This window comes from uncultured Sphingomonas sp. (genome assembly GCF_936927845.1).
GTDB lineage: Bacteria > Pseudomonadota > Alphaproteobacteria > Sphingomonadales > Sphingomonadaceae > Sphingomonas.
On sequence record NZ_CAKZHV010000068.1, the window covers coordinates 50,302 to 65,848 of the forward strand.

General features: G+C 65.8%; 18 protein-coding genes. 7 read left to right on the forward strand and 11 right to left on the reverse strand.

Features of this window, described 5'->3' with window-relative positions; translation table 11 throughout:
• Nucleotides 1-64: 64 nt before the first annotated feature.
• From Q0579_RS16150 to hflX, 4 genes are all read left to right on the forward strand, one after another.
• The gene (locus Q0579_RS16150; RefSeq protein ID WP_298814231.1) at nucleotides 65-2,266 is read left to right on the forward strand and encodes an ATP-binding protein; all 2,202 of its coding nucleotides are present in this window, start codon (nucleotides 65-67) and stop codon (nucleotides 2,264-2,266) included.
• Between the two features lie 4 nt (nucleotides 2,267-2,270).
• Nucleotides 2,271-3,641: a sigma-54 dependent transcriptional regulator gene (locus Q0579_RS16155; protein WP_298814233.1), complete on the forward strand. Its 1,371-nt coding sequence runs from the start codon at nucleotides 2,271-2,273 to the stop codon at nucleotides 3,639-3,641.
• A 102-nt stretch (nucleotides 3,642-3,743) separates the two neighbouring features.
• The gene (gene hfq, locus Q0579_RS16160; protein WP_298814558.1) at nucleotides 3,744-4,265 is read left to right on the forward strand and encodes an RNA chaperone Hfq; all 522 of its coding nucleotides are present in this window, start codon (nucleotides 3,744-3,746) and stop codon (nucleotides 4,263-4,265) included.
• Nucleotides 4,266-4,290: 25 nt separating this feature from the next.
• The gene (gene hflX, locus Q0579_RS16165; protein WP_298814235.1) at nucleotides 4,291-5,583 is read left to right on the forward strand and encodes a GTPase HflX; all 1,293 of its coding nucleotides are present in this window, start codon (nucleotides 4,291-4,293) and stop codon (nucleotides 5,581-5,583) included.
• An 8-nt stretch (nucleotides 5,584-5,591) separates the two neighbouring features.
• On the opposite strand, the gene mazG is transcribed toward hflX, so the two are convergent.
• Together mazG and Q0579_RS16175 are read right to left on the reverse strand one after the other, a co-directional pair.
• Nucleotides 5,592-6,332: a nucleoside triphosphate pyrophosphohydrolase gene (gene mazG, locus Q0579_RS16170; RefSeq protein ID WP_298814561.1), complete on the reverse strand. Its 741-nt coding sequence runs from the start codon at nucleotides 6,330-6,332 to the stop codon at nucleotides 5,592-5,594.
• Between the two features lie 346 nt (nucleotides 6,333-6,678).
• The gene (locus Q0579_RS16175; RefSeq protein ID WP_298814237.1) at nucleotides 6,679-7,083 is read right to left on the reverse strand and encodes a MerR family DNA-binding protein; all 405 of its coding nucleotides are present in this window, start codon (nucleotides 7,081-7,083) and stop codon (nucleotides 6,679-6,681) included.
• Between the two features lie 63 nt (nucleotides 7,084-7,146).
• On the opposite strand from Q0579_RS16175, the gene Q0579_RS16180 reads away from it, so the two are divergent.
• The 3 genes from Q0579_RS16180 to Q0579_RS16190 are packed head-to-tail and all read left to right on the forward strand — an operon-like array spanning nucleotide 7,147 to nucleotide 8,535.
• Nucleotides 7,147-7,914 (forward strand): MauE/DoxX family redox-associated membrane protein, encoded by a 768-nt coding sequence (locus Q0579_RS16180; protein WP_174195067.1) that lies wholly within the window; start codon nucleotides 7,147-7,149, stop codon nucleotides 7,912-7,914.
• Nucleotides 7,915-7,945: 31 nt separating this feature from the next.
• On the forward strand, nucleotides 7,946-8,281 hold the full coding sequence (locus Q0579_RS16185) for a hypothetical protein (RefSeq protein ID WP_174195066.1): 336 nt from the start codon (nucleotides 7,946-7,948) through the stop codon (nucleotides 8,279-8,281).
• Nucleotides 8,282-8,319: 38 nt separating this feature from the next.
• A complete protein-coding gene (locus Q0579_RS16190; protein WP_174195065.1) occupies nucleotides 8,320-8,535 on the forward strand; it encodes a hypothetical protein in 216 nt (71 codons plus the stop codon).
• 40 nt (nucleotides 8,536-8,575) lie between these two features.
• On the opposite strand, the gene Q0579_RS16195 is transcribed toward Q0579_RS16190, so the two are convergent.
• The 9 genes from Q0579_RS16195 to Q0579_RS16235 all read right to left on the reverse strand — a co-directional run bounded on the left by Q0579_RS16195 (nucleotide 8,576) and on the right by Q0579_RS16235 (nucleotide 15,478).
• On the reverse strand, nucleotides 8,576-9,022 hold the full coding sequence (locus Q0579_RS16195; RefSeq protein ID WP_246248777.1) for a DUF411 domain-containing protein: 447 nt from the start codon (nucleotides 9,020-9,022) through the stop codon (nucleotides 8,576-8,578).
• Between the two features lie 57 nt (nucleotides 9,023-9,079).
• On the reverse strand, nucleotides 9,080-9,460 hold the full coding sequence (locus Q0579_RS16200) for a DUF305 domain-containing protein (RefSeq protein ID WP_174195064.1): 381 nt from the start codon (nucleotides 9,458-9,460) through the stop codon (nucleotides 9,080-9,082).
• Between the two features lie 74 nt (nucleotides 9,461-9,534).
• The gene (locus tag Q0579_RS16205; protein ID WP_298814259.1) at nucleotides 9,535-10,137 is read right to left on the reverse strand and encodes a DUF305 domain-containing protein; all 603 of its coding nucleotides are present in this window, start codon (nucleotides 10,135-10,137) and stop codon (nucleotides 9,535-9,537) included.
• 35 nt (nucleotides 10,138-10,172) lie between these two features.
• Nucleotides 10,173-10,916 (reverse strand): PepSY domain-containing protein, encoded by a 744-nt coding sequence (locus Q0579_RS16210; protein ID WP_258046396.1) that lies wholly within the window; start codon nucleotides 10,914-10,916, stop codon nucleotides 10,173-10,175.
• A complete protein-coding gene (locus tag Q0579_RS16215) occupies nucleotides 10,907-12,178 on the reverse strand; it encodes a copper resistance protein B (protein WP_298814262.1) in 1,272 nt (423 codons plus the stop codon). The genes Q0579_RS16210 and Q0579_RS16215 overlap by 10 nt, the downstream gene beginning before the upstream one ends.
• Nucleotides 12,175-14,130: a copper resistance system multicopper oxidase gene (locus tag Q0579_RS16220; protein WP_298814264.1), complete on the reverse strand. Its 1,956-nt coding sequence runs from the start codon at nucleotides 14,128-14,130 to the stop codon at nucleotides 12,175-12,177. Before Q0579_RS16220 ends, Q0579_RS16215 begins: the two co-directional genes overlap by 4 nt.
• 72 nt (nucleotides 14,131-14,202) lie before the next feature.
• Nucleotides 14,203-14,772, reverse strand: a complete 570-nt coding sequence (locus Q0579_RS16225) for an RNA polymerase sigma factor (protein WP_069319184.1) — start codon at nucleotides 14,770-14,772, stop codon at nucleotides 14,203-14,205.
• Entirely contained in the window at nucleotides 14,769-15,209 is a 441-nt protein-coding gene (locus Q0579_RS16230) for a periplasmic heavy metal sensor (RefSeq protein ID WP_069319183.1), read from the reverse strand. Before Q0579_RS16230 ends, Q0579_RS16225 begins: the two co-directional genes overlap by 4 nt.
• Entirely contained in the window at nucleotides 15,206-15,478 is a 273-nt protein-coding gene (locus Q0579_RS16235) for a hypothetical protein (protein ID WP_069319182.1), read from the reverse strand. Before Q0579_RS16235 ends, Q0579_RS16230 begins: the two co-directional genes overlap by 4 nt.
• Between the last annotated feature and the right edge of the window lie 69 nt (nucleotides 15,479-15,547).

A 15,547-nucleotide genomic window follows, 5' to 3' on the forward strand; every position in this document is an offset into this window, starting at 1 on the left:
CATGCAACACTGATGGTGTAGCGCGCCGGTGATGCATGCCGGCGCGCAGCCCGCTTCACAATCGATGATCACGCCGACGCGCAGGCTGTCGGTGACGCCGGCGGTCGAACTGGGCGTGTTGGCCGCGGTGCTGGCGGTTGCGCTCGGCAGTTACTTCATCGTGCGCGGCGAGGGTGACCCGAAAGGTCTGCTCGCGCCCCCTGTGATCGCATTGGTGTTGGTCGCGAACCTGGCGGGCGGTATTGCGCTGATGATGCTGGCTGGGCGCCGCATCGCGCGGCGTCGTGCCGCACGGTCGCCGGTCGGCGGCGAGGGTCGGCTGCACGTCCGGCTGGTGCTGCTGTTCTCCGCGGTCGCCGCGGTCCCGGCGTTGCTGGTCACGATCTTCGCGTCGCTGCTGTTCCAGTACGGCGTGCAATTCTGGTATTCCGATCGCGCGCGCAGCATGTTCGAGAATGCAGCGAGCCTCGCACAGGAGAACTACCGCAGCGAACTCAACCGCGTGGCGCAGGAAACCGCGACCATGTCGAGCGATCTCGCCAATTACCTGCGCACCGATACGATCGACAGTAAACGGTTCAGCGAGGGACTCGCTTATCAGCTCTACCTGCGCAACCTGTCGGAAGCGCTGATCGTCAACCGCGGGGCGGACGGTGAGCTTCGTACGCTGGCGTTGCTCAACCCGTATGACCGGCCGTTGGAACGCGTCGTCACGCCCAAGATGGTCGACAAGCTGGAGCGCGGCGGCCCGACGGTGATCGTGCAAGGATCGGATCGCGCCGGCGCGCTGACGCGGCTCGATTATCAGACCAACACCTATCTCTATTCCGCGCGTGTGTTCGACCCGCAATTGTCGGCGCAGATCGACCGCGGCGCGGCGGTGCTGGGCGATTATCGGCAATTGCTGGAACGCGCGCGCTCGCTGCAATTGCGGTTCAACGCCGCCTTGCTGATCATCTCGCTGCTGATCGTCGGCTTCGCCGTGTGGATCGCGCTGCAAGTCGCGGACCGGCTGGTGCGACCGGTCGGTGAGCTGGTCGAGGCGGCGCGGCGCGTGGCGAACGGCGATCTTGCCGCGCGCGTCGCCAACACGCTCGAGCGCGACGAAGTGGGCGTCCTCTCTAACGCGTTCAACGCGATGACCTCGCGGTTGGAAACGCAGAATACCGCGCTGGTTACCGCGAATACCCAGTTGGAGAGCCGCCGCGCGCTGATCGAGGCGGTGATGTCGGGGGTGTCGGCGGGCGTGCTGTCGATCGCGGAGGACCGCACGATCCGGCTGATCAACAGCTCGGCACAGACCCTGCTGGGGCTGGATACCTCGCCGATCGGACGCCCGCTCGCCAGTGTCGCGCCCGAGCTCGATCAGCTGCTGTCGGATGGCGCACGCGAAGGTGCGGTCCAGGTGTCGGTCGCGGGCGAGCAGCGCACCTTTGCCGCGCGCGTCGCGCGCGACGGGTCGGGACCGATCATCACCTTCGACGACATCACCCAGCAATTGACCGATCAGCGCCGCGCCGCCTGGGCCGATGTCGCGCGGCGCATCGCGCACGAGATCAAGAACCCGCTCACCCCGATCCAGCTCGCCGCGGAGCGGTTGCAGCGCCGCTACGGCAGCAAGGTAGAAGCGGGGGACACAACGTTCGCGCGATTGACCGACACGATCGTGCGGCAGGTCGGCGATCTGCGCCGGATGGTGGATGAGTTTTCGTCGTTCGCGCGGATGCCGAAGCCGGTGTTCCGGCACGAATCGCTGCTCGATATCGCGCGGCAGACGATGTTCCTTCACGAGGTGGCGCATCCGCGCATCCACTTCACGCTCGAACACGACGATCCAGCGCCGACGTTGGTATGCGACCGCCGCCAACTCGGCCAGGCGCTGACCAACGTGGTCAAGAACGCGGTGGAAGCGGTCGAGGCGTCCGACCGCGTCGACGCGGCGATCACGATGCGATTGGCAGGCAACGACCACCGTGTGACGATCAGCGTCGCCGACACGGGCGTGGGCTTGCCCGCGGAGCGCGAGCGGATCGTGGAGCCGTACATGACGACGCGCGCGCGCGGCACGGGGCTTGGGCTCGCGATCGTCAAGAAGATCGTCGAGGAACATCACGGATCGATCGCGTTCGATGATCGTCCGGGTGGCGGCACGATCGTGACCCTGGCGTTCGAACCCGCACTGCTCGAACCGCTTGCACTCGATAACGACCAAGAAGACCAGCCCGACGATCGCACGATCGCCGCTTTGACCAGGAGCCGGAACTAACCGCATGGCGATCGACATCCTCGTCGTCGACGACGAACTCGACATCCGCGAGCTCGTGGCCGGCGTGCTCGAAGACGAAGGCTATGACACGCGCGTCGCCGCCGACAGCGACAGCACGCTGGAAGCGATCGCGACGCGGCGGCCGAGCCTGGTGCTGCTCGACGTGTGGTTGCAGGGCTCTCGGCTCGACGGACTTGAACTGCTCGACGAGATCAAGCGGCGCGATCCCTCGATCCCCGTGCTGGTGATCTCGGGCCACGGCACGCTCGACACCGCGGTGGCGGCGATCCGCAAGGGCGCGGCCGATTTCATCGAAAAGCCGTTCCAAGCCGAGCGATTGCTGCTGATGGTCGAGCGTGCGACCGAGACCGAGCGGCTGCGCGCCGAGGTCGCCTCGCTGCGCGCCGCAGCGGGCAGGGCGGTTGACCTGACGGGCAACTCGACCGCGATCAATGCGGTGCGCGCGACGTTGAAGCGGGTGGCGGGCACCGGCAGCCGCACGCTGATCATGGGGCCGGCGGGCGTGGGGAAGGAGGTTGCCGCCAGGCTGCTTCACGGCTGGAGCCAGCGCGCGCACGCCAATTTCGTCTTGATGAGCGCGGCCGGCATGGCGCCCGAGCGCGTCGAGGAGGAACTGTTCGGGGTCGAGGAGAATGGCGATCTGAAACGCACCGGCCTGCTCGAACAGGCGCACGGCGGCACGTTGTTCCTCGACGAGATTGCCGACATGCCGATCGCAACCCAGGCGCGCATCCTGCGCGTGCTGACCGACCAGAGCTTCACGCGGGTAGGGGGCACGCGCGTCGTCAAGGTCGACATCCGCGTCGTCTCGGCAACGGCACGCGATCTGCCGGTGGAGATCGCGGAAGGGCGTTTCCGCGAGGACCTGTATTACCGGCTGAACGTCGTACCCGTCGTGATCCCGTCGCTTGCCGAGCGGCGCGAGGACATTCCGCCGCTGGTTGAGCATTTCGTCGCGCATTACGCCGCCGAGCGCCGGGTGGCGGTGCCGCAGATCGCAACGGAGGCGATGGTGGCGCTGCAATCGTACGATTGGCCGGGCAACGTGCGTGAGTTGCGTAACGTCGTCGAGCGCACGATCATCCTGGCGCCGGGCAATCGCATTGGGCGGATCGATGTCGACCTGCTGCCTGCCGAGGTATTAGGCGATCAGGCATCGGGCGCGGGAAGCAGCGCGATCATGGGTGCGCCGCTTCGCGAAGCGCGCGAAACGTTCGAGCGCGAATATTTGCGCGTTCAGATCCGGCGCTTCTCGGGCAATATCTCGCGCACGGCGAGCTTTATCGGGATGGAGCGATCCGCGCTGCACCGTAAGCTCAAGCTGCTGGGTATCACCGAAACGCGCGACGATTGAGTCGCCGCGAAGTTATCGCGCCCGCGGCACTGGACGCGAGGCGACACGTTACATAGCTTCATCCATACACGACCTATCAATGCCGACGCCGGGCACCGGCGCATCGCGGGGAACCTCCCGCCAAGAACATGGAAAGACCTCATGGCCGACAAGCAGACCTCGCTCCAGGACCTGTTCCTCAATTCGCTGCGCAAGACCAAGACGCCCGTCACCATGTTCCTGGTCAAGGGTGTCAAGCTGCAGGGCATCGTGACCTGGTTCGACAATTTCTCGGTGCTGCTGCGCCGCGACGGACAATCGCAGCTGATCTACAAGCACGCGATTTCCACGATCATGCCGGCGGGGCAGATCGACGTGGAGGGAATCGTCGGATCGCTGGGAGAAAGCACCCGCAAGCAGCCGTTGTTGCAGGACATTTTCCTGAATGCGGTGCGCAAGTCGGAGGACCCGGTGACGATGTTCCTCGTCAACGGCGTGATGCTGCAGGGCGCGATCGCCGCGTTCGACCTGTTCTGCATGCTGCTGCAGCGCGACGGCATGTCGCAGCTCGTCTACAAGCACGCGGTGTCGACGATCCAGCCGTCGCGCCCGCTCAACCTTGCCGAGGAGCAGGACGAGGATTGAGGCAGATGCAGGCGGAGATACGCGCGTGAGCGGCGGGTTCGAGCGTGATCGCGACGAGTTCGCGCGTGGTGCCAAGGCGATCGTGGTGTTTCCCGATCTGGGCGCATCGTCGCGCGATGCGGACGCGCGCCTGGACGAAACCGCCGGGCTCGCCGCCGCGATCGGGGTTGAGGTGGTCGACCGTGTGGCACTGCGCGTGCGCGCGCCGCGCGCCGCGACGTTGATCGGTAGCGGTCAGATCGAGGAGCTGGCGGCACGGGCGCGGATGGAAGACGCGCAACTGATGGTGTTCGACGGTGCGCTGACGCCGATCCAGCAGCGCAATCTGGAAACCGCGCTCGAAACCAAGGTGATCGATCGTACCGGGCTGATCCTCGAAATCTTCGGTGAGCGCGCGGCGACCGCCGAGGGGCGCTTGCAGGTCGAGCTCGCGCACCTCGATTATCAGTCCGGTCGGCTGGTGCGCAGTTGGACCCATCTCGAGCGGCAGCGCGGCGGTTTCGGCTTTCTGGGCGGACCGGGTGAAACGCAGATCGAGGCGGATCGCCGCTTGATCCGCGACCGCATGGCGCGACTGCGGCGCGAACTCGATCAGGTCACACGGACGCGCGGGCTCCACCGCGAACGGCGACAGCGTGCGCCTTGGCCGGTGATCGCGCTGGTCGGCTACACCAATGCGGGCAAGTCGACGCTGTTCAACCGTCTGACCGGCAGTCACGTGATGGCCGAGGACCTGCTGTTCGCGACGCTCGACCCGACGCTGCGGCAGATCTCGCTGCCCGGCATCGACAAGGCGATCCTCTCCGACACCGTGGGGTTCGTCTCCGAGTTGCCGACGCAATTGGTCGCGGCGTTCAAGGCGACGCTGGAAGAAGTGGTGTCGGCCGACCTGCTGATCCATGTCCGCGACATTGCGCATCCCGACAGCGAGGCACAGCGCGCCGACGTGGAGGCGGTGCTGGAAGAGATCGGCGTGTCCGACACGACGCCGCGGATCGAGGCGTGGAACAAGCTCGATCTCATCGATCCCGCCGATCGCGAGGCATTGCTGGCCGACGCGCATCGTCGCGACGACGTGATGACGATCTCGGCACTGACCGGGGAGGGGGTCGACGAGCTGATCCGCCAGGCGGCCGCGCGTCTGACCACGGGGCATCGCCGCTACGTGATCGCGCTCGATCCCGCCGACGGTGCCGGCGCGGCGTGGTTACATCAGCACGGTGAAGTCTTGTCGCAGCACGTCGAGGGAGACCGCGCGCGCTACGAGGTGCGGATGGCGGAACGTGACTATGACCGCTTTCAGCAACGGGCGACCTGATCCGGATTTCAGGCCGCTTCGTTCGATCGCTTGACGCGCTGCCACCGGGCTTCCAGCTCATCAAGGCTCAGGCCCGATAGGTCACCTAGCTGCTCCATCGCACGAAAACGCTGCTCGAACTTGCCGGTGGCGCGACGCAACGCGGCTTCGGCGTCGACACCGAGGTGCCTTGCCCAATTAACGGTCGCGAACAGCAGGTCGCCAATCTCGTCCTCTCGCTCGTCCTGACTGACAGCGGCGGCGACTTCGCGCAGTTCTTCGTCGATCTTGTCGCGCGGACCCGCTGCGTCGGGCCAGTCGAACCCGATACGCGCCGCGCGTTTCTGGATCTTCTCCGCACGCTGAAGCGCCGGTAGGCCGAGCGCGACACCGTCCAACGCGCCACTCGCGCCCTTGGCGCTGCGTTCGGCCGCCTTGACCTGTTCCCACAGGTGATGGCCGCCATGCTCGGCATCGCCGAAGATGTGGGGATGGCGGCGCTCCATCTTGTCACTGATCGTGGCCGCGACATCGTCGAACGTGAACAGGCCGGCTTCCTCGGCGATGCGGCTGTGGAACACGACTTGGAGCAGGAGGTCGCCGAGTTCGTCCTTCAGCTCGGCGTGATCACCGCGGGTGATCGCGTCGGCAACTTCATATGCTTCCTCGATCGTGTAGGGCGCAATCGTCTCGAACGTCTGCGCACGATCCCATTCGCAGCCGTCGTCCGATCGCAAGCGACGCATGATGCCGAGAAGCCGCTCGATCATCGTAGTCACGCACTCCAACGGGTGTTGCCGCCAGTTAGAAAAGACACATTCTGCGCTAGATAGAAATGACACTCGTGGTGGCAGCGGGAGCAGCGTGGAGCCCCCCAAGCAGCGCAGCGCTGCTCCCGCTGAAGCGGCGTCGTCACGGCTCCTGCGCCCTTGGCGCGAGCTGGTCGAGGCGCCCGACGACGTGCGCATCACCGCACCGATCTTTATGTCTGGCGCGTCGATTCAAAGCCCCTCCCGCGATCGTCAGGGTCGTTGGCGAGCGGGGCGTGACCGGCGACAATGTCCGCGCCCGCCTCCCACCGGTTCATGAAATCGCGCAACTGACCGTCGAGTGCCGCTAGCCCTCGAAGGCCGTGAGGATCGGACATGGTCCCTCCGCACCTGACCCGCACTCATGCGCGAGCCGGCGAAGCGAGGCGCGCACCCGCTCGAGCTCCTCAATCTTCGCGTCCAGTTCGGCGATGCGCTCGCCGGCAAGCTGACGGGCGCGGGCGCGATCGTCGGTCGCGTCCAACGCCAGAAGCTCACCGATCTGCTCGAGCGTGAAACCGGCCGCCTGGGCCGAGCGGATGAAACGAAGGCGGCGGGCGTCATCGCTGCCGTAGCGCCGGATGCCGCCTCCGGTGCCAGCCCCGGTCGGGCGGTCGGGCTCGTCCAGCAAACCGCGACGCTGATAGTAGCGCACCGTTTCGACGCCGACGCCGCCCTCGCGCGCGAGCGCCGCGATCGTCATGCCGGTCATGCCTTGACTCCGTACTATGGTACGGACCCTATATAGGCGGGGCGAGGATATTGGAGAAGCGGCATGGCGAGCGCCCCCGCCAAACAGGCGACGATCTACCGGATGGTGATGCCGGAACATACCTGCCCTTACGGGCTGAAGGCGAAGGATCTGCTGCGTCGGGAAGGCTATGCGGTCGATGACCATTGGTTGACGACGCGGGAAGAAACCGACGCTTTCAAGGCAAAGCACGGAGTAAAGACGACCCCGCAGACGTTCATCGCGGGGGAGCGGGTCGGCGGCTATGACGATCTACGCCGCTTTTTCGGCAAGACGGTCCGCGACCCCAAGGCCGTCACATATCGCCCGGTGATCGCCGTGTTCGCGATGACGGCGCTGATGGCGCTCGCCGTCAGCTATGCGGTATTCGGCACGCCCTTCACGGTGCGCGCGGGTGAATGGTTCATCGCGTTCTCGATGTGCGTTCTGGCGATGCTCAAGCTCCAGAACGTCGAGAGCTTCTCGAGCATGTTCCTCAACTACGATCTGCTCGCGAAGCGCTGGGTGCCCTATTCCTATGTCTATCCCTACGCGGAGGGAGCGGCGGGCGTCCTGATGGCAGCGGGTGCGCTGACCTGGCTGTCGGTGCCGGTCGCCCTCGTCATCGGGACGATCGGCGCGGTGTCGGTCATCAAGGCGGTTTATATCGACAAGCGCGAATTAAAATGCGCGTGCGTCGGCGGGGACAGCAACGTGCCGCTCGGCTTCCTTTCGCTTACCGAGAACGTGATGATGGTCGCGATGGCGCTTTGGATGGTCGCGGCGCCGGCAGTCCTCTCGATCACGCATTGACATCGATCTTCGGTCGGGGCGGATAGCGACCATGGAACGCCGACTGCCCCGTCTTGCCGGCACGCTCCGCCTCGTGGCTCTGGCCATGCTGGCGATGATGCTGGTCATGCGCCTGGGGCCGATCTGCGAGGCGATCGCGAACGCCGCGCCGGTCGCGTCCGAGATGGCCGGCTGTGAGGGCACGCAGAAGCCTGCGAAGGCGCCGCAGCAAGCAGCCTGCTCGACCCCGTGCACGGCAGTTCAGCCCACTGTGTTGGCGCCGGTCGACGCTGCTCCTTCCGTTCGCATGGCTCTCCGCCCTCGGCATGTTGAAGGACTCATCGGCATGCCCGTTCCTCCAGCCACGCCGCCTCCGCGAACCGTGTGATCTTCCCGACCACACACATTCAATCGACGGAGTTACCGATGACCAAGATCAAGCTGATCGGCGCCGCTCTGGCGCTGGCGATCCCCGGTGTCGCATTCGCGGCCGGCTCTTGCTGCGCCGACATGGCGTGCTGCAAGGACGGCGCAGATTGCTGCAAGGAAAAGGACGGCAAGAAGGCCGACTGCTGCGCCGGCATGAAGGACAGCAAGCAAGGCGATCATCCCGGCCACGACATGTCGGGCATGAAGCACTGATCCAGAGGCGGCGGGGGCGGCTATCCGCCCCCGCCGCTTCCTAGCCATGATGGGCGTAGACGCGACGTCCACCCGGTCCGAACGCAATCACGTCGTAGGCCTGAGCCTTCATGCCGGGCATCTCCATACCCAGCGATCCCATCGGCATGCCCGCTACCGCGAGCCCGGTCACACCCTTTGGCTTGGTCGCCAACGCGCGCTTCATGTCGGCGATCGGTACATGGCCCTCGAAGGTCATGCCGTCGATGATCGCAGTGTGACATGATGCAAGGTCACCGGGCACGCCGCGAGCCTTCATTAGCGCCGGGCGGTTCGCGTCGTCGACGACGCGCACGGCGCGGCCGAACTGAGCCTTCACCTGCTTCGCCCATTTTTCACAGCACGGGCATCCCGGATCGCGGTGCATGGTGATGTCGGCCGCAGCCATCGCAGTCGCCGGGACACCGAGCAACAGAGCGGCCATCGCTGTGCGGAAAGATCGGCTCATCCCCAACTCCTCGAAAGCCTGCCCCCCTCACGGAGAGAGGGGCTAGGCTTGCATCCGTTACTGGGCGCGCTTGCCCATTTTGCGAAGCATCGCATTCAGCGTCGCGATCTCGCGGTTCTGGCTGTCGATGGTCTTCTGCGCCTCACGTCGGATTTCAGCGTTCTGGGTGCTCCGGAGTGCCGTCTGCGACATCGCGATCGCGCCGCGGTGGTGCTCGATCATCTGACGAATCCACGTCTCGCCGGCATCGGCGCCCTTCGCCGCCATCATGCGCTCGTGCATCTTCATCATGTCCGGGCCATAGGGATCAGCCGCCGTCGGCGGCATCATGCCGGAATGATTCATGCCCTGATGGTTCATACCCTGGTGCCCGGCTTGCTGGGCGAGCGCCGGTGAGGCGGCAAGCAGGGCGGCGGTCATGGTCGCGATCATCTTCATCTGGTTTCTCCACGTGGCCCCCGCCCGTGAAGATGATACGCGTCCCGACGCGCCATCCCTCAAGGCGGCGGGAATTACCGGATCGGCTGGAGCGTATTCACGCCAACGCTTTCATCCGTCTCCGGCGGGGGAGGAGCGACCTGCTTGTCCCGATTGGAAGGAAGGTCGGGCGCATCGTCGGCGGTTGGGTGAGCCTCGAGCCGAGCGATAGCCCGCTTCATTTGCGCGATCTCACGCACCTGGGCGTCGATGATCCCATCCGCCAGCTTCCGTACCTCAGGGTCTTTGATATGCGCGCGCTCGCTCGTCATGATCGCTATCGAGTGGTGCGGGATCATCGCTTTCATATAGGCGACGTCGCCCACGGTTTCCTGACTGCGAACAAGCCATAGAGCGCCCGCAAAGACGACGATCGCACCGGCGACGATGCCGAGGTTGGCGCGCCGGTCGGGGTACATACCCCACATGAAGCCGATCATGATGAGCGCCATCACCGCTCCCATGACGATCGCCATCCATGTCCTGGTCTGGCTGTATTCGACATGGCTCAACGCATAGGTGTTGAGGTACATGAGCCCGAACATGACGATCGTGGAGGTCGCGATCATCGCCGCGAACCGTCCATAGCTCATTCCCATCCCGCCACTCTGGCCAGACTGATGATCCTGGGGGTCCATCGCACATTCTCCTCTGGCACGCCGCCTGAAGAGTATTACGCGGCGCCCTGACGCATCCCTCGGGATTTACGCCGTCGACGCGGCCAGCGCATGAACAGAAGGATCGCGCCCGCCACGCCGAAGACGAGACCGCCGGCAGCGAACGCCTTCAGCCAAGGCGTGTTGAAACGCTCGTGCTGGGTCCAGTCCATGATGTGGAGCCCCCAGAAGAAATCGTAGAGCCGCCACGTGCCGGTGCGCACCGACGTCAGCCGTCCTGTCTCGGCCGACACGTAGATGCGGGTGGCATCGTCATCGGCGAACGAGGTGCGCCATGCTGGCAGTGCGCCACGATATTCGGGGCTCGCCCGCTCGACACGCTCCACGGTCGAGGTGGCGGACTTACCGCGATATGCCTTCCTGGCGATGGCGCCAGCGGTCGATGCATCAATCGGCGGGAGCACGGTCGCGGTGCGGGCGTCCAGCAACCGGACACCGCCCGACGCAAGTTGCGCTTCGACCACAGGCCGACCGAGCAGCACGCGATGCTGAAGCTGACGGACGGGCGAGCCAGCAGCCGTTAACAGCGTCGGAACGGGTGCGAATGCCTGGGCGCTCGAAAGCGCCGGCTCGGCATCACGATCTATCCGGTGATCTCCGTGCACCGTATCGATCGGCAGCAGGGCCATGACGAGCCCGCTGGTGAACCACACGATCACCTGCGCCCCGATCAGGAGGGCGAGCCAGCGGTGGACCTTGCTCGCCCCGATGTGGAGGCGCAGCCGCGGGCTCAGAACCAGGTCCTCACACCCGCCACGAAACTGAAGCCGCCGGTGTTGTCACCGCGTGCGCGGGTAAAGCGCGCCGTGTCGCCGAACTGCCGTTCCCAGGACACGCCGATGTAAGGGGCGAACTCGCGACGCCCCTCGTAGCGAAGACGAAACCCCGCCTCGAGGTCGGTGAGCCCCGAGCCGGTGCCGGTTTCGGGCACATCCTGGGCCGAGAAGTTGGCCTCTACCCGGGGCTGGAGCACGAACCAGTTGGTGATGCGCTGATCGTAATAGCCTTCGGCACGGCCAAGCACGTCGCCCTTGTCGGAGAGGAACAGCGCGCCCTCCACTTCGAACCAACCGGGGGCCAATCCCTCGATCCCTACCGTCGCATAGGTGCGCGAAGGGTTGGGCTTGAAGTCGTAGCGAACGCCTGCCTGGAGGTTCCAGTAAGGATCGAGCGCCCGACTGTAGAGCGCTTGCACCTCGGCCTGTTCGAGCGGCTTGCCGAACGTACCTTCTCCCTCGGTCTTGAGCGTGAAGCGATTGATGTCGCCTCCGATCCAAGCCTCGCCATCCCAGCGATAGCCGTCACCGCCCTTGCCCGCCTGATATTCGGCGAGGTTGAAGAGGATTTGATAGACGGTCATCCCGCCGTGCTCGCGGCGCAGATCGTTTTCGCGCGAGCTGGCCATGACGTCCGCTCCCCAGAAACGGTCCGCGAGGTGGTCGCCGGCAGGGGCGGGAGCGGGCTTGTTGCCGGGGGAAAGGTCGGTTCCGACCTTCGCGGCCGACTGATTACCGGACATCGCCATGCCCGGCATCGCGCTCATGTCATGGCCCGCATGTGGGTCCTGATGAGCGCCGGTCGATGCTCCCATGCCGGGCATGGCCGACATATCGTGCCCGGCGTGCGGGTCCTTGGCGGGCGCGGCCTGCTGACCGCCCATATCCATCCCCTGCATCCCGCTCATGTCGTGGCCGACGTGGGGATCGGGAGCCGGGGTCCGGCCCATGCTCATCCCGGGCATCTTCATGCCTGTCATGTCGTGCCCGGCGTGAGGGTCGGCCGCGGGCCGAGCGGCGCGCCTGACCGGTGCCTTCCGAGCCGGTGCCTTCCTGACCGCCGGCTTCTTCGTGGCCGGCTTCGCGCGCGCGGCCGGTTTTTTGGCGGGCATCTTCATCCCGGGCATGGACATGCCCGGCATCATGGAGTGGTCCATGCTTTGCCCGATCGCGGGGGCGGCGAGGCCGAACGACGCCAGGCCGGCAAGAAGAAGCGCGCGCGTCATGCTGCCGCTCCTGCCTTGCGGACCTGGACGACCCGCATCATGCCGGCATGCATGTGGTAGAGCATATGGCAGTGGAAGGCCCAGTCGCCTTCCTCCCCGGTCACGTCCCAGCTCACAGTGCCGCCCGGTTGGACCAGCACGGTATGCTTCCGAGGCGCATAAGCGCCCTTACCCGTCACCAAGTCGAAAAAGTGGCCGTGAATGTGGATGGGATGACCCATCATCGTGTCGTTGATGAGCGTCACCCGCACTCGCTCGCCATGGAGGATGGTAATCGGATCGGGGTTCTCCGACAGCTTTTCGCCGTCGAAGCCCCACATGTAGCGCTCCATGTTACCGGTCAGATGCAGTTTGATCTCGCGTTCCGGCGCACGCGTGTCCGGATTGCGATCGAGCGCCATCAGATCTCGATACGTCAGCACACGGTGCCCGACGTTCTCGAGCCCCTGTCCGGGATCGCCGGTGCGATCGACCGGCATCGGCGAGATGGTCTGCACGCCCGGTCCCTTCGTCACCTCTGGCGCTTTGGAGAAGTCGCGCATGTTCATCGCGCCCATGTCCATGCCCGACATGTCCATGCCGCCCATCTGATCGCCGCTCATGCCGGGCATTGCCCCGCCTGCCTGGCCCATCCCGGGCATGGCGGAGCCTTGGGCCTGCCCGTGGTCCATGCCCGCCATGCTGCCCGCTGCGGCGCCGGCCGCCCCATGGTTCATTTGCGAATGATCCATGCCCGGCATCGTGCCGGTGCCGTGACCCATCGCGGCATGGTCCATGCCCGACATCGATCCCGCCGCGGCGCCCTTAGCACCATGGTCCATCGTGCCATGATCCATGCCGCCCATGCCCATGTCCTTCATGGTCGCGAGCGGGCGCTTGCGGAGCGGAGGCACCTCGGCAGCCATGCCTTCGCGCGGCGCGAGCGTCGCGCGCGCCATGCCGGAGCGGTCGATGCTCTCGCCGACCAGCGTATAGGCGCGCAGGTCGGGCGGCGTGACGATCGCGTCATAGGTTTCCGCCGGGCCGAACTGGAACTCGTCGATCTCGATCGGACGGACGTTCAAGCCATCGGCCGCGACGATCGTCATCGGCAGGCCCGGGATGCGGACGTTAAAGGTGGTCATCGACGATGCGTTGATGAAGCGCAGCCGCACTCGCTCGCTGGGTCGGAACAGCGCCGTCCAGTTGTCCTTGGGTCCGTAACCGTTGACCAGGTAGGTGTAGACCGAACCCGTGACGTCGGCGACGTCGGCGGGGTCCATCCGCATCTTGCCCCACTCGAGCCGCTCTTTCAGCGACTGATCCTTGCCGGCGAGGAGCCCGGATAGGGTTTGGCGCTGGCGGTTGAAGTAGCCCGATTCCTTCTTCAGCCGGTCGAACAGGTAATGCGGGTGACGGAAGCTGTGATCGGACAGCACGATGACGTGCTCCCGATCGAACTGCACCGGGTCGGGGTTCTTGGGATCGATCAGGATTGGACCATAATGCCCTTCCTGCTCCTGCAGCCCGGAATGGCTATGATACCAGTACGTCCCGCTCTGGATGATCGGGAACTCATAGGTGAAGGTCGAGCGGGCCGGGATGCCCGGGAACGCGATGCCGGGCACGCCGTCCATCTGGAAGGGCAGCAACAGCCCATGCCAATGGATCGAGGTTTCCTCGTCCAGCTCGTTGACGACGTGGAGGCGGACGTTCTGGCCTTCACGCAGGCGGATGAGCGGGGCCGGCACGGTGCCGTTGATGCCGATCGCGTGGCTCTGCCGCCCGTCGATCATCATCATCTGGTGGGCGACCTTCAGCGTGATGTCTTCGCCCGAAACGGTCGGCAACGGCTTGGCGATGCCCGCGGACACCGGCTGCGCCCACGCCGGCATATAGGCCGACAGCGCAAGGCCGCCTCCGGCTAGGCTGGCACCGCGCAGCACCTGGCGGCGGTCGAGAACGCGGGACATGAAAGCTCCTCGAAGGGTGGGGCCGCTACCGGCCCCGTTTCACCCCTTCTACGCGTCCCGGTCGCGTATCCCTTAGCTCGCGTTCAACTTTTCCATGAGGCGCGCCCGCGCCCGATAGAGGCGGGTTTCGACGGCCTTTTGGCTGATACCCAGCACCTCGGCCGTCTCGGCCTGGCTCAGGCCCTCGATCGTCCGGAGCACCAGCGGCTCCTTCAGGTTCGCCGGCAAGGTCGAGATGGCGCGTGTCACGCGGTCCAACTCCTGTCGGTCGGCCGCGCTGTCATCGATCGGCACCTGATCGTCCACGATCGTCTCGGCCTGCCCGTCGATCGGAAGGGCGAAGGAGACGAAGCGGCGCACAGTGCGCTTCCTCGCCCAATCACGACATTTGTTGATCGCGATCGTCGACAGCCACGCCTTCATGGCGCGCTGGGCGTCGTAACGGGAAAGGGCTTGGTGCGCAGCGACGAAGGTCTCTTGAACGAGGTCGAGCGCTTCGTCGGGCTCCCCGACGCACGCCCGGACAAGCCGGAACACCGGCTGACGATAGCGGCGCACGATTTCGGCAAAGGCGGCCTGTCGACCGGCGATGCTGAGCGCCGCCAGCTCGCCGTCGGACAGCGCGGTCCAGTCGAGGCTCACCCCTGGCCGTCGGTGAGCGCCTTCACCACCGCGTCGTCGAATTGGGATGTCTGATTGGGCCGCAGGAGCTGCCGCATGGCGAAGATGTGCGCGAGCGTCGCCTTCTGCAGCTCGCCCATTGCGGCATGGCTCTGATCGACCGCAGCCGTGACCCGCGGGCCATTGCCGTGTTCGGCTTCGATCGCCTCGGCGAGGTGGGCATTGGCGGCGCGCAGCTCGAGTTCGAGCGCACGCCGCTGCACCGCGAAACGGTCTTCCAGAATTTTCAACCGGGCCTGCTGGTCGGCATCGAGCGCGAGCTTGTGGTGCAGCACCTCGTGGAGCGCCGCGCCGGGCTGCTTGGGCTGGGGCAACAGCGCTCGTCCGACGAACACGCCTCCGATCGCCGCCAGGAAGGCTAAGAGGACGCAGAAAAGGAGGCGCCTGGTCGAGGTCATGGTTCGCCGATCAGCAAGCTCGACGGCGCGAGAGGCGATGCGCCCCCTAACGGAGCGAGCGATACCGCCGGGCTGGCGGTCGCCGGCAGCTCCGCGCCGATCACGCCCATCGCGAGCGCCGCGATCGTCACCGCGCCGAGGCCGAGCCCGGCTTGGCGCACGACAGGGCGCGTGCCGATGCGGGCGAGGACCTGATCCTCGATCCCCTCCAGCGCGGCAGGGACAGGTGCGCCTGCCAGCCTCGCCAATGCTCTGTCCAGATCTTCCATGCTTTCCACTCCACCCCTCTAGCATTCGATACGCGAGGCTGCCCATCATCCCTCATGCGGCGGTGAGGG